This window comes from Actinopolymorpha sp. B9G3 (assembly GCF_040120725.1).
In the GTDB taxonomy this organism is placed as follows: Bacteria; Actinomycetota; Actinomycetes; order Propionibacteriales; family Actinopolymorphaceae; genus Thermasporomyces.
Window position 1 is genome coordinate 66,779 of record NZ_JBEEAB010000026.1, and the last position, 13,488, is coordinate 80,266.

10 protein-coding genes and 1 riboswitch are annotated in these 13,488 nt (G+C 67.5%); of the genes, 7 read left to right on the forward strand and 3 right to left on the reverse strand.

Annotated features, from left to right (window positions below):
* The first annotated feature begins 21 nt into the window (after window positions 1–21).
* The 3 genes from ABNF93_RS30040 to ABNF93_RS30050 all read left to right on the forward strand — a co-directional run bounded on the left by ABNF93_RS30040 (window position 22) and on the right by ABNF93_RS30050 (window position 2,539).
* On the forward strand, window positions 22–429 hold the full coding sequence (locus tag ABNF93_RS30040) for an ArsR/SmtB family transcription factor (RefSeq protein ID WP_349331604.1): 408 nt from the start codon (window positions 22–24) through the stop codon (window positions 427–429).
* A complete protein-coding gene (locus ABNF93_RS30045) occupies window positions 426–1,253 on the forward strand; it encodes a TrmH family RNA methyltransferase (RefSeq protein WP_349331605.1) in 828 nt (275 codons plus the stop codon). The genes ABNF93_RS30040 and ABNF93_RS30045 overlap by 4 nt, the downstream gene beginning before the upstream one ends.
* 65 nt (window positions 1,254–1,318) lie before the next feature.
* A complete protein-coding gene (locus ABNF93_RS30050; protein WP_349331606.1) occupies window positions 1,319–2,539 on the forward strand; it encodes an aminoglycoside phosphotransferase family protein in 1,221 nt (406 codons plus the stop codon).
* A 4-nt stretch (window positions 2,540–2,543) separates the two neighbouring features.
* Here ABNF93_RS30050 and ABNF93_RS30055 read toward each other — a convergent pair whose 3' ends face one another.
* Window positions 2,544–3,302, reverse strand: coding sequence for a (2Fe-2S)-binding protein (locus tag ABNF93_RS30055; protein WP_349331607.1), 759 nt, complete (start codon window positions 3,300–3,302; stop codon window positions 2,544–2,546).
* Window positions 3,303–3,452: 150 nt separating this feature from the next.
* Between ABNF93_RS30055 and ABNF93_RS30060 the strand changes: the two genes are divergently transcribed.
* Window positions 3,453–4,478, forward strand: coding sequence for a zinc-binding alcohol dehydrogenase family protein (locus tag ABNF93_RS30060; protein WP_349331608.1), 1,026 nt, complete (start codon window positions 3,453–3,455; stop codon window positions 4,476–4,478).
* A gap of 20 nt (window positions 4,479–4,498) precedes the next feature.
* Here the strand turns inward: ABNF93_RS30060 and ABNF93_RS30065 are convergent, their stop codons facing one another.
* Both ABNF93_RS30065 and ABNF93_RS30070 read right to left on the reverse strand, forming a co-directional pair.
* Complete coding sequence (locus tag ABNF93_RS30065) at window positions 4,499–5,593, reverse strand: ribonucleotide-diphosphate reductase subunit beta (RefSeq protein ID WP_349331609.1); 1,095 nt, start codon at window positions 5,591–5,593, stop codon at window positions 4,499–4,501.
* A gap of 29 nt (window positions 5,594–5,622) precedes the next feature.
* Complete coding sequence (locus ABNF93_RS30070; RefSeq protein WP_502877652.1) at window positions 5,623–8,580, reverse strand: ribonucleoside-diphosphate reductase subunit alpha; 2,958 nt, start codon at window positions 8,578–8,580, stop codon at window positions 5,623–5,625.
* A 90-nt stretch (window positions 8,581–8,670) separates the two neighbouring features.
* A riboswitch (cobalamin riboswitch) is annotated at window positions 8,671–8,990 on the reverse strand.
* A 222-nt stretch (window positions 8,991–9,212) separates the two neighbouring features.
* Here ABNF93_RS30070 and ABNF93_RS30075 point away from each other — a divergent pair.
* The 3 genes from ABNF93_RS30075 to ABNF93_RS30085 all read left to right on the forward strand — a co-directional run.
* Window positions 9,213–10,913, forward strand: coding sequence for a GxGYxYP domain-containing protein (locus ABNF93_RS30075; RefSeq protein WP_349331611.1), 1,701 nt, complete (start codon window positions 9,213–9,215; stop codon window positions 10,911–10,913).
* Window positions 10,914–11,124: 211 nt separating this feature from the next.
* Window positions 11,125–11,850, forward strand: coding sequence for a GntR family transcriptional regulator (locus ABNF93_RS30080; protein WP_349331612.1), 726 nt, complete (start codon window positions 11,125–11,127; stop codon window positions 11,848–11,850).
* Window positions 11,851–11,980: 130 nt separating this feature from the next.
* A partial coding sequence (locus ABNF93_RS30085) for an extracellular solute-binding protein (RefSeq protein ID WP_349331613.1) occupies window positions 11,981–13,488 on the forward strand: 1,508 nt, incomplete at its 3' end.

Sequence of the window (13,488 nt, forward strand, 5' to 3'; positions counted from 1 at the left end):
TCGACTGACATAGTGGGTCGGATGCATGCGTTCGACGTCCTCGGCGACCCGGTCCGCCGGCGGATCCTGGACCTGCTCGCCGACGGCGAGCGGGCTGCCGGGGAGGTCGGCGGCATCGTCCAGGAGGAGTTCGGCATCTCCCAGCCGGCGGTGTCGCAGCACCTGAGAGTGCTCCGCGACAACGGGTTCACCCAGGTGCGAGCGGAGGGCGCCCGGCGCTTGTACTCCGTCGATCCGGCGCCCCTGCAGGAGATCGACATGTGGCTCGAGCGGTACCGGCGGTTCTGGACCCAGCGCCTCGACGCGCTCGGCACCGAACTCGCACGCGGACGACGCGAACGCCGCCAACCCACGACGGCCAAGGCCACGTCAATGGACCCATCACCCCAGGGTCCCTCGGCGGAGAAGGACGAGAGTACGAACGGATGAAAGCCGTTACTCCCCCACACACCTCCCCGGTCGTAGGAATCGACACCCTCGACGACCCGCGGTTGCGCGACTACGCCAACCTGCGCGACGTCAGCCTCCGCAAGAGCCTGGAAGCGGCGGAGGGCATCTTTATCGCCGAGGGCGAGAAGGTGATCCGGCGAGCGATCGAAGCGGGCTATCCGGTGCGGTCGTTCCTGATGAGCGAGCGGTGGGTGGACGGCCTGCGAGACGCCATCCCGCCGGGAGTGCCGTGCTACGTCGCGCCACCTGCCGACCTGGCCCGGGTGACCGGGTTCCAGGTCCACCGGGGTGCCCTGGCGTCGATGGCCCGGGTGCCGCTGCCGCCGGTGGGCGAGGTCGTCTCCGGGGCGAGCCGGATCCTCGTCCTGGAGGACATCGTCGACCACACCAACGTGGGCGCGATTTTCCGCGGCGCGGCCGCCTTCGGTATCGAGGCGATCGTTCTGGCGCCTCGATGCGCCGATCCGCTCTACCGCCGTTCGGTCAAGGTGTCGATGGGTGCGGTGTTCTCTGTGCCCTACGCCCGGATGAGCACCTGGTACGACGGCCTCGGCGCGCTGCGCCAGCTCGGCTTCGACGTCATCGCCCTCACCCCGGCGGCCGACGCCGAGCCGCTCCCGCGTGTCGTCCGGCGGTCCCGTCGTCCCGCCCTCGTACTCGGCACCGAGGGTGACGGGCTGTCGGCCCGCTGGGAAGGGCAGGCCGACGTGCGCGCCCGGATTCCGATCAGTCCGGCGGTCGACTCCCTCAATGTCGCGGCGGCAGCGGCGGTGGCCTGCTACCTCCTCACCTCCCAGGACTGACGCGACTGAGCGCCCGTGTCGAAACCCCGTTGTCCGACCGTCGCGAAGGTTCGTACGGTGCGACCATGACGCGCAAGGTGACGCTGGTCCTCCTCGACAAGGGCGGTGAGCCGCTGGGCTCGCTGCCGCCGTACACCGTGGAGACACCGTGGTGGCCGGAGGTCGGTGAGGTCGTCGATACCGCCCGGGCGCTCTGGAACATCGACGTGGTCGTCCTCCGGACCATCGGCCCGCCGGACCGGTCGGGCCCGCCCGGGGGAGAGGTCACCTATGTCGCCGAGGTCGACCCCGCGTCGCGGCTGCCGACACTCGCCCCGGCGGACGAGCGGGCCAAGGCTGATGTTGAACCTCATCCGTACCGCGCACCCTGGGCCTCGCCAGGCGGGCCAGCCGCCACGACTGCCTGGGCGACAGCGGCGCTCGAGGCGAGGGGAGTGACGCCAACCGCGTTCGTCCAACGCAAGAGCTGGAACCTCTCCGCCATCTGGCGGGTGGAGACCGCCGAGTCGCCACTATGGCTCAAGCAGGTGCCGACGTTCTTCGCCCACGAGCCGGCTCTGCTGCGCTGGCTGGGAGCGGCGGTGCCCGGTGTGGCGACCGAACTCATCGTCGGCGAGGGTGGACGTGCACTTCTCGCGCATGTCCCGGGCGAGGACCGGTTCGGGGCGTCGGCGGCGGAGCTTCGCGAGATGCTCACCGACCTGCACCGCATTCAGGCGTACGCCGCGGACCGGATCGAGGAGTTGCTCGACCTCGGTGTACCCGGCCGGCGGAACCACCTTGCTCTGCCCGCGATCCAGACGGTGGCGGCAAGGTACGGCCCGACACTGGAGCCTGCGCTCCGTACGTCCCTGGACACGCTCGTGGACGGTCTTCCGGAGCGGTTCGCCGAGGTGGCCGCCTGCGGCCTGCCCGACACGCTCGTCCACGGCGACTTCCAGGGCGGCAACGTCCGCTCAGACGACAAGCGCCGGGTCATCATCGACTGGGGCGACTCGACGATCGGCGATCCGACCATGGACATCGCCCGTGCGATCGGTGGACTGCCGGACGCCGACAGAGACACGCTCGTGAACGAGTGGGCGGCGCGGTGGCGGAGTCACACGCCAGGCTGCGACCCGGCGAGAGCGCTGCAGCTCATGCTTCCCGTGGTCGATCTTCTGTACGCCGTGGTCTACACCGGCTTCCTGGACCAGATCGAACCGTCGGAGTGGCCGTACCACCGGGATGACCCACCCGACTGCCTGCGTTCGGCCGTGCGAAGGGCCGATCTCATCGCGTCGTGACGCGTCAGCCAGCCGGCTGCCGGCTGAGCGGGCAGTCGCCACACAGACCTCCGCCGGGCACGCGGTAGTAAAGGCAGCAGGAGGTACGCACGAAGCCGTTCAGCGTGGGCGGCTCGCCCGTTCCCGCCAGCGCCGGTCGGGTGAACATGTCCTCGACCAGTCGTACGCCGGCGGTCTCCAGGTCGGGTCGGGCCCGGACCAGGACACTGATCGATCCGACGAGGGCGGACGCAGCATTGCCCCACAGCAGGGCGTCGGGAATCTTGACGTGGGTCTGGACCGCTGTGACCAGCCCGACCAGGTGTGTCTCGACGACGCGGTGGTACACGGCTTCGCCATGGTGGGGAAGCGCTGAGCGCTCGAGGATCTGCGCGTCAGGCAGGTCCAGGGCGCTCGGCGGCTCCGGCGCGGCACGCAGGTCCGGCGCGTCCGGCAGGTCCGGCCGCGGGGAGAGCCGCAGTCGGCCGCCGTTGCGCCGTGGTGCCCACCACGTGGTGGCGGGTGCGAGGTCCGGCATGCGGTCGTACAGCAGGGCGCACCCCGCCACCACCGACCACAGCCGGGCGGCCAGCCCCTGGACGAGGATCGACGCGCCGACGCGCGGTTCGTCGGTATGAAGGGACGCCGCGACCTGGTGGACGTAGCGCAGCAGGTCCGGATGCCCGGCGTACAGCTCGGCGAGCGGCGGATCCGACGGCTCGTCCGGCACCCGGTCGACGGTGAAGTACTCACCGAGGGGAGCGAGTGCGCCGTAGAGCGACATGGCCCGATTCCACCACGCCGCCACCAGGTGCTCGAAGCCGCCGCACTGGGTTTGTGTGCCGATCGACGAGAACGCGGCCAGCCGGGATGCGGGAGCCGCGAGTCAGGCGATTGCCCTTGGAATTGGTCATCTAGGGGAGAGGATGCCGACATGACCTCTGTACCGGACACGATGCGTGCCTGGGTGGTTGCCGAACCCGGCCGGCTCGACCAGGTGGAGCTCCCGGTTCCGCGACCGGCGGCCGACGAGCTGCTGGTCCAGGTGCGCGTGTGCGGTGTGTGTCGGACGGACCTGCACGTACGCGACGGTGACCTCCCGCCGCACCGGTCGCCTGTCGTACCGGGTCACGAGGTCGTGGGCAGGGTCGTTGGCACCGGCGCCGACGTGCCTGACACGTACGGCGTCGGGATGCGGGTCGGCGTGCCATGGCTGCGGCACACCGACGGGACCTGCACCTACTGCCGGCGAGGCCGGGAGAACCTCTGCCCGCGTTCGATCTACACCGGGTGGGACGCGGACGGCGGCTATGCCGAGTACCTCACCGTGCCGGCGGCGTATGCGTACGACCTGCCGGAACGGGACTTCGGCGCCTACACCGAGGCCGAGCTCGCGCCACTGCTGTGCGCCGGCATCATCGGCTATCGCGCCTATCGGCGGGCGGACCTGCCACCGGGTGGGCGGCTCGGCATCTACGGTTTCGGCGGCTCGGCACATCTCACCGCCCAGGTCGCCATCGCCCAGGGCGCGACAGTTCATGTGCTCACCCGGTCGCGGGAGGCCCAGGAGTTGGCGCTGTCTCTCGGTGCCACCACCGCGGCCGGCGCCGACGATGCACCACCGGAACCGCTCGATGCCGCGATCCTGTTCGCCCCGGTCGGCGACCTGGTGCCGGTGGCCCTCCAGGCGCTCGACCGGGGCGGGACGTTGAGCATCGCTGGCATCTACCTGACGCCGATCCCCCCGCTCGACTACGAACGCGACGTCTTCCGCGAACGCACAATGCGCAGTGTCACGGCCAACACCCGGGCGGACGGCCGCGAGTTCCTGGCCGCGGCCGCCGCCCACAGGTTGCGAATCTCCGTGACCCCGTACGCATTCGACCGGGCCGACATGGCGCTCGATGACCTCGCCGCCGATCGGGTCAACGGTGTCGCCGTCCTGGTGATGGACGACTGAGGGCCTTCACGTGAGCCCACTCAGTCCCAGCTCAGTGCTCCACCACTCTGGTATTCGATCACCCGGGTCTCGAAGAAGTTCTTCTCCTTCGACAGATCCATCATTTCCGACATCCAGGGAAAGGGATTCTCGGCGCTGTCGGAGTCGGCGAAGACCGGTGCCAACCCGATCTGGACGCATCGCCGGTTGGTGATGAAGTGCATGTACTGCTCACACAACCCTGCGTTGAGCCCGAGCATGCCCTGGCCCATGGTGTCGCGACCGTAGGCCACTTCGAGCTCGCACGCCTCGACCAGCATTCGACGGATCTCGGCCTGGAACTCCTCGGTCCACAGCCGTGGATTCTCACTCTTGATCTGGTTGATGGCGTCGATGCCGAAATTGAGATGGATCGATTCGTCCCGCAGGATGTATTGGTACTGCTCGGCGATTCCCACCATCTTGTTACGCCGACCGAGCGAGAGGATCTGGGCGAAGCCGGTGTAGAACCACATCCCCTCGAACACGACGTAGAACGCCACCAGGTCACGCAGGAACGCCTGGTCCTTCTCCTGCGTACCGGTCGTGAACGTCGGATCTTCCAGATGCCGGGTGTAGTCCAGCGCCCACGCCGCCTTGTCGGTGATCGACGGGACTTCACGGTACATGTTGAAGAGCTCGCCCTCGTCGAGGCCGAGGCTCTCGCAGATGTACTGGAAGGTGTGCGTGTGCACGGCCTCCTCGAACGCCTGCCGCAGAAGGTACTGCCGGCATTCCGGATTCGTCAGGTGGCGGTAGACGGCGAGCACGATGTTGTTGGCCACCAGCGACTCCGACGTGGCGAAGAAGCCGAGGTTGCGTTTGAGCATCCGGCGCTCGTCGTCGGTGAGCCCGGTGGGCGACTTCCACAGGGCTATGTCGGCCTGCATGGACACCTCCGTCGGCATCCAGTGGTTGTTGCAGCCGGCGAGGTACTTCTCCCACGCCCAGCGGTACTTCACCGGCAGGAGCTGGTTGACATCGGCGCGGGCGTTGATCATCGCCTTGTCATCGACGCTGACCCGGCCGGCACCGCGGTGGATCTCTCCCAGGCCGGTCGCGTCGCCCGGAGCGCTTGTCACGTCGGTCTCTGTCATGTGTCGGCTTCCTTTGTCGGGTCGTGTGGTCACTGGCAGGCTTCGCAGTCCAGATCGTCGAGTGCGCACACGGCGCCCTCGTCGACCTCGTAGACCTGGGTGACCGGGGCGACGGTGGGAGAGACGGTGGGAGAGACGGCATTGAGCTTTCCGTCGGTCCCGCGCAGGGTGCTCTTCTCGACATGAGTGGCGCTCTGCGACCGCAGGTAGTACGTCGTCTTCAGTCCCCGACGCCACGCCAGCCGGTAGAGCGCGTCGAGCTTGCGCCCACTCGGAGCGGCGACGTAGAGGTTGAGCGACTGCGCCTGATCGAGCCACTTCTGCCGGCGTGCCGCCGCCTCCACCAGCCACGTCGGATCGATCTCGAAGGCCGTGGCGTACAACGCCTTCAACTCGGCCGGTATCCGGTCGATCGGCCCGACACTCCCGTCGAAGTACTTGAGGTCGGTCACCATCACCGCGTCCCAGAGGCCGAGCTCCTTCAGGTCGTGGACGAGGTACGGATTGATCGCGGTGAAGTCGCCGGACATGTTGGATTTCACGAAGAGGTTCCGGTAGAGCGGTTCGATCGACTGGCCGACACCGCAGATGTTGGAGATGGTCGCCGTGGGTGCGATGGCCATGACGTTGGAGTTGCGCATCCCCGCCTCGACCACGCGCTCGCGCAGCGCGTCCCAGTCGAGCCGGGTGGACCGGTCGACGTCGAGCTTCCCGTCGCGGGCGTCGGCGAGCAGTTCGAGGGAGTCGATCGGCAGGATTCCCCTGCTCCACAGAGATCCGTCGTACGTCTCGTAGCTTCCGCGCTCGGCGGCAAGATCTGCCGACGCGGCGATCGCGTGGTAGCTGATGAGCTCCATCGTGGTGTCGGCGAACTCCACCGCGCGCTCCGACGACATCGGAATACGTTGCCGGAACAACGCGTCCTGGAAACCCATCAGGCCGAGGCCGACCGGCCGGTGCCGCAGGTTCGACCGGCGTGCCTCGGGGATCGTGTAGAAGTTGACGTCGAGCACGTTGTCGAGTGCCCGCACCGCCGTGCGTACCGTGCGTGCCAGGTGCTCCTCGTCGACACCGCCCTCACCCACGTGGTGCGCGAGGTTCACCGACCCCAGATTGCAGACCGCCACCTCCGCCTGGTCGCCCGCGCCGGCCGAGGTGTTGAGGGTGATCTCCGTGCAGAGGTTCGACGAGTGCACGACCCCGACATGGCGCTGGGGAGAGCGGACGTTACACGGATCCTTGAACGTGATCCACGGATGACCCGTCTCGAACAGCATCGTGAGCATCCGACGCCACAGGTCGACCGCGCGTACCCGGCGGTGGACCTTGATCCCGCCGCGTTCAGCGCTCCTTTCGTACGCCTCGTAGGCGTCGGCGAAGGCTGGTCCGTAGAGGCCGTGCAGATCGGGTACTTCGTCGGGGGAGAAGAGCGTCCATTCCGCGTCGGCCTCGACCCGTTGCAGGAAAAGGTCGGGAATCCAGTTGGCGGTGTTCATGTCATGCGTACGCCGCCGGTCGTCACCGGTGTTCTTCCGCAGGTCGAGGAACTCCTCGATGTCGATGTGCCAGGTCTCCAGATAGGCGCAGGCCGCACCCTTGCGCTTCCCACCCTGGTTGACGGCGACCGCGGTGTCATTGGCGATCTTGAGGAACGGCACGACGCCCTGCGAATGGCCGTTGGTGCCCTTGATGTGGGCGCCCATTCCGCGGACCGGGGTCCAGTCGTTGCCGAGCCCGCCGGCGTACTTCGACAACAGGGCATTGTTCCTGATCCCGGAGAAGATGCCGTCGAGGTCGTCTGCCACCGTCGTGAGGAAACACGAGGAGAGCTGCGGGCGGGTCGTTCCCGCGTTGAACAGGGTCGGCGTCGAGCACATGAAGTCGAACGACGACAGCAGTTCGTAGAACTCGATCGCGCGGGCCTCCGGGTCGTCCTCGCGAAGCGAGAGCCCCATGGCCACCCGCATGAAGAACGCCTGCGGGAGCTCGAACCGGCTGCCCTGGCTCTGCCCGTCGGCCTCAGCCGTCGCCCCTGCTTCTGGATAGCCACGGATGAGGTACCTGTCGTAGAGCGTCTGCAGCCCCAGGAACTGGAACGCCAGGTCGCGTTCGGGCCGGATCGCCCCTCCCAGCCGGTCGAGGTCGAAACGCTCCAGCTCCGGGTCCAGCAGCTCCGACCGGACCGCGCGGCGCACGTAGTCGCGGAAGTAGCGGGGGTACCGCGCGGCCATCTCCTCGTGGTTCGCCTCGTCGGGAGTGCCGGAGACGAACGTCAACGCCTCGCGCCGGAGCTTGTCGAGCAGCAGCCGGGCGCTCACGTGGGAGTACGCGGGATCGGTCTCGACGAACGTCCGGGCCGCCATGACGAGCGCAAGCTCCAACTCGGCGAGCGTGATCCCGTCGTAGAGGTTGCGGTGGACCTCGGTCAGGACCGAGCTCGCCGACACCGCCTCGAGACCCGCGCAGGACTCCTCGACGAGGTGGGTGAGGCGCCCCAGGTCCAACGGCTGCAGTTCGCCGTCAGGTCCCTTCACCCGTACGTCGGGCACGGCCTGGCTCTCGGCTTCGTCGCTGACAGTGGCGTGCTCACGTTCGATCCGGGCGCGGGCGTGCTCCTCGCGGTAGAGCACGTACGCCCGCGCCACCCGGTGCTCACCCGCCCGCATGAGGGCGAGCTCCACCTGGTCCTGGATGTCCTCGATGTGGCAGATCCGGCCGAGGTCGGGATGCCGGGTGAGCGAGGTCACCACCTGGTGGGTCAGCTCCTCGACGGTCTCGTGGACCCTCGTCGAGTCACTCGCCTGCGGACCTTCGACGGCGAGGAACGCCTTCGTTAGTGCGACCGCGATCTTCGACGCGTCGAACGGCGACGTCGCGCCGTCCCTGCGGACGACCTGGGTGTGCGGATGGGTTGCTGACATGGACGCTGTCTCCTTGCGAGCTCGATCGACGGTGCCCGTCGAGCCTGGGAAGAAGATGCGCGACACCGGCCTGCCGAGCGCACACGAAGGCGGCACGGCGTGACGGCGGAACATCCCGGGCTCTTCCCTCGAGGCCGGCGGGCGGCGCGCACTAGGGAGGTACGCGCACTGGTGGCAGGTCTTCGGACTCGCGGGCAGGTGCTTCCTACTGGCCATCGCTTCCCAGACATGCGTCCATGTCCAGTGCTTGACCGGCTGGATCCGTGCGTTCGCGACCACACGAGGCCGCACCTTCGCCACAAGGGGCAGAAAGCACGACCGGAAATCACCACCGGTGATGGCGTTCGTTCCCGCTCACCGCTGCGGGGCAGTCCCGGACTCGCACCGGGTTCCCTCTTGACGGCGACGCCCCGGTGACGGGGTGTCGCCGCGGCTCCGACGGCCTGGACGGCCGCAGGAACCACCAGCGAGCTAGAGGCTACATGTAGGGGCGGACAACACCGTGGAACCCAAGATGCGGTGTGTCGCGTGTCGCGCTGCGGAAGGCGGAAGGGTCGCGTGGTCGCCTCGCCGGCACCGGCTCGGCACGTCCGAGTAGGGACGAATCCTGGCCGGCCGGGAGGCGGCTCAGTACGGTGCGAGCGATCCTGAACCACGCAGCGATGGGCCCCGGCTCGCGACGGAAGGCTGTGTCCGCCATGAACGATCGACCCGGCATGTCCCGACGACAGGCACTCGGCAGGGCGGCATGGGGAGCGGCCGGTGCCGCCGTGTGGGGAGCCACGGGAGTCTCCCAGGCCGGCCCGGCGGCCGCCGCAGCCCCCACCGGGACGGCGCTCTTGGCTCCCGGCGCGCAGCAGGCCGCCGACGCGCTGTATCCGAAGGGGGTCCGCCCGACCAGGCTGTACGTGATCGGCGAAGGAGCGCTGAGGCCCGAGGAACGCGTCCTGGCCGGAACTCTTCAGGGCCAGCTGGCGCGCCGGAGCCGGGGCGGGAGCGACAACGACGTCCCGGGCATCTATCTCGACGTGCCCGGTGTCGGCTACCCGGTGTGGCTGGCCGACCTTGCCGAGCGCTACGACATCGAGCTGATCCCGGTCAACGACCTCTGGACACTGGTCGACCGCTTTACCAGCCAGGAAACGAACGGCGGCCCCATCGACCGGTACGTCCTCTACCGCCGGGCCGAGCCGTCCATCAACGTCGCCACCACCGTCGCGGGGCTGACGGGCGCGGTCGCCGTGGAGGAGGCCCTGGAGCCGGTCGCCAAGCAGCACGGCCTGCGCAGAGTCGCGGACGTACGCGGCAAGGACGACCGCTGGGTGAAGGAGACGTACTGGTCGCGGTTGCGGCACGACCTCGTGGTGGAGCAGAAACCGGACTTCGCGAACCAACTCCGCGACTACGCCACGATGGCCGGGGCTCTGATGTTCTACGACGGCAACTCGGACTTCCGTCGTTCGGTCGTCGGGGATCTCGCGCCGGACTCCGCCACGATCGGATGGGGCGACGCCTCCCAGGGCGAGGACAAGTTCGTGTCGGTGTCGTCACAGGCCGGCGTACGGACCATCCCTGCCGACCACGCGCGCAACCTGGCGCCGCTCTCCGGCATCCGCCACAGCCGACTCAGCCAGCGGGCCCCGGAAGTAGCGCTAGCGGCCACGCCGGAGGTCGATCCGGACACCCACTACGCCTCGTTCCTGATCACCGACGGCGACAACATCCAGTGGATGCTCGGAGACTTCCAGAGCAGTGCGAACTGGTTCGCGAGCCCCCATCGCGGCGCGGTCGACCTCGGCTGGGGAATCTCGCCGTCGTTGATCGACCTCGCCCCCTCGGTCATGCGGTGGTACTACGACCACGCATCAGCGGGCGCCCATCGCGACCGCTTCGTCGCGGGCCCGTCGGGTGGGGGATACCTGTACCCGAGCATGTATCCGCGCGCGGAGCTGGACCTGCACACGGCCCGGCTGGCGACCTCCATGCGGCGTGCGGACCTCCACGTCGCGCAGATCATCGACTTCGACTCCTTTTCCGACACCGCCCTGTGGTCGGCCTATCTGCAGCGGGACCAGATCGACGGGCTGATCTACCTCGAGTACTCCCGCTACGACTCGCACAAGGGTGCGGTGGTCTGGGCCCATGACAAGCCGGTGATCTCGGCGCGCACGATGCTCTGGGACGGCTTGGACGGCGCGGACGAGGCGAGCGTCACCGCCGAGCTCAACGCCGCCGAACGCGATCCGTCGAGTACCGCCGGCTACTCGGTCGTCATGTGGCATGCCTGGAGCAAGACCGTGGACAGCGTGAAGACAGTCGTGGACAACCTTGCTCCACACGTCAAGGTCGTACCACCCGACACCCTGGTCAAGATGGTCGCCGCTCACGCCAGCCGGTAGAGCCGGAGTCGGGGAAGCATTACCCCCGCGGCAACGCGGACGAGGATCGCCTTCCCGCGCCCGCGCAGGACCCACTCTCGAACCGCCCGTCCTGGTGTCCTGAGCCGGACACCGCACCTCCTTGCGGGGGTCGTACTGAATATAGGATCGTGGATCGACGATCGAGGATTGCTCATCGCGATGCTGGATCCAAGAGATGGTGAGGCGCGGGATGAGAGCACGTGAACGTGTCTCGGCGAGTAGCCGGAACGAACGCGTCTCGCTTCCGCGGAGACAGAACCTCGCCGACAACGTCTATGAGGCGCTCAAAGAGCTGATCATGGATGGAATCTTTCCGCAGGGCTCTCGGGTCAACCTCGACAAGGCCGCGCGGCAACTACAGGTCTCGCAGTCACCACTGCGCGAGGCACTGGTCAGGCTGGAATCTGAAGGGCTGGTGATCAAGGAGCCGTTCCGGGGGTATTCGACGGCACCAGTGCTCAGCAAGAAAGAACTCGAAGACCTCTTCGAATTCAGGTTCGTCGTCGAACCGTGGGCAGCCGCCCAGGCCGCCGCCCACATCACCGACGAAGGCGCAGGCCTTCTGACGGCGGAGATGGCGACCTTCTCGGAGGCCCCGAGCGGCACCTCGTACCACGATTACCGCGGCATGGCTCTGCACGACGCCCGGCTCCACGACCTGGTCCAGAAGCTGGCTGGAAACTGGCACATGCGACGTGCATTCCAACGTACGCACTGCCATCTGCACATTCTGCGGCTCTATTACCAAGGGGGAATGGGGTCAGCAGCCCTGCGCGAACATGGCCTGATCGTCGACGCGATCGCGAGCGGCGACCGGGACGCGGCCGCTGCCGCGATGCGCGCGCACCTCGAAGCATCGAGAGACCGGCTGCTCCCCGTGTTTACCGGTGAACGACAGGTTGCGGAGGACGACTGAGATGCCGCCGCTTCCCGTCTGGCTTCCGTCGGTGAAGGCCAAGGGGTCGGTAGACCTCCGCGATCTCATCGGTGGAAGCAGAAGCTGACCCGACCCCACCCACACGCTTCTGGCACGAAGGAGTACAGGAATGGCGGCAGAGGATACGTACCAGCCGGCGAAGAGCGCACTATGGAACGGGATGTCTCGGCGGGCGTTCGTCACCCGCGCGATAGGCCTGGGCCTTTCGGCCGCCACGGCTGGTTCGGTGCTGGCGGCCTGCAGCGGTGGCGGGGGACCAGAGGACGGGGGCAACGACAACCCCTTGGTGCCCAAGGGCGGTCCGAAGACGACACCGAACCAGGACGTCATCTATCCCGACGGCTATGTCGGCCCGATCGCGTCGAAGAAGGCGGCAGTCGTCAAGGAGAAGGTCACGTTGAAGATCGTCGTGCCACAGAGCACGTCGGTCGGTGACTGGAAGAACAACGCCTTCAGCAAGTGGTACGAGGAGAAGACCGGCGTCCACGTCGAGTTCCAGGTGGTGGCTGGCGAGGCCGGCTCGCCGGACGCCTTGACGAAGGTCAACGCCATGATCGCGTCGGGCGATGTTCCCGACGCCTTCATGAACATCAACTTCACTCCGGCGCAGCAGCTGCTCTATGGCTCCCAAGGGCTGTTCATTCCCCTGAACCAGCTCATCGAGGACTACGGCGCCGAGATCCAGCGACTCTTCAAGGACTACCCGGACGTCAAGGACCTCATCACCGCCAACGACGGCAACATCTACACGATGCCGTACGTGAATGACTGTTTCCACTGCAACTGTGGTGGGCAGCGGATGTGGATCTACCAGCCGTGGTTGGACAAGCTGAACCTCGACCCGCCCGAGACGCTGGAGGACTTCGAAGCGGTCCTGAAGGCGTTCAAGAACGAGGATCCCAACGGCAACGGGAAAGCCGACGAGATTCCGTTGATGGGCTACACCGACGCGCCGTTCAGTAGCTTCTTCATGGGATCCTTCCTCTACAACTCCGGCTACGCAGCGGGCGGAGCTTCGTGGCTGTACCTCGACGACCGCAAGGTCGACATCGCCGTGAACAAGGACGGTTGGCGCGAAGGGCTCCGCTACCAGAACCGACTCTTCCAGCAGGGCCTCATGGCCAAGGAGAGCTTCACCCAGGACGGCGAGCAGTTCGCGCGGATCGGGGACAAGGCGGGCGATCCTGTGCTCGGTGTCGCGCGGGCGTTCTACTGGGGAAGCTTCATGACCATCGACGTCGAGGACCCCAAGTCCCGGTACAAGGACTACGTCGCCGTTCCGACACTCAAGGGACCGGACGGGACCGCGACGGCCCACTGGAACTACTACGGTGCGGCGGGGATCAACGGTGGCTTCGTCGTCACCAATGCCTGCAAGAACCCCGAGGTTGCGGTCAGTTGGGCCGACGGGCAGTACGAGCTCGAGGCGCTGCTGCAGGCGTACAACGGCGAGCAGGGCAAGGGCTGGCGTTGGGCCGAGGACGGGGAGATCGGGATCAACGGCAAGCAGGCTCTGTGGACCACGATCGGGACCTGGCCTCCCGACGACGGCCTGTGGTGGGGCCAGCTCGGTGTGAACTACCGGTCGAGCGACTTCCGGCTCGGCGAGGTTGTCGA

Coding starts and splice junctions, on each gene's coding strand:
- ABNF93_RS30040 (WP_349331604.1), top strand. CDS start 22: ATGCATGCGTTCGACGTCCTCGGCGACCCGGTCCGCCGGCGGATCCTG.
- ABNF93_RS30055 (WP_349331607.1), bottom strand. CDS start 3,302: ATGTCGCTCTACGGCGCACTCGCTCCCCTCGGTGAGTACTTCACCGTC.
- ABNF93_RS30050 (WP_349331606.1), top strand. CDS start 1,319: ATGACGCGCAAGGTGACGCTGGTCCTCCTCGACAAGGGCGGTGAGCCG.
- ABNF93_RS30075 (WP_349331611.1), top strand. CDS start 9,213: ATGAACGATCGACCCGGCATGTCCCGACGACAGGCACTCGGCAGGGCG.
- ABNF93_RS30065 (WP_349331609.1), bottom strand. CDS start 5,593: ATGACAGAGACCGACGTGACAAGCGCTCCGGGCGACGCGACCGGCCTG.
- ABNF93_RS30045 (WP_349331605.1), top strand. CDS start 426: ATGAAAGCCGTTACTCCCCCACACACCTCCCCGGTCGTAGGAATCGAC.
- ABNF93_RS30080 (WP_349331612.1), top strand. CDS start 11,125: ATGAGAGCACGTGAACGTGTCTCGGCGAGTAGCCGGAACGAACGCGTC.
- ABNF93_RS30060 (WP_349331608.1), top strand. CDS start 3,453: ATGACCTCTGTACCGGACACGATGCGTGCCTGGGTGGTTGCCGAACCC.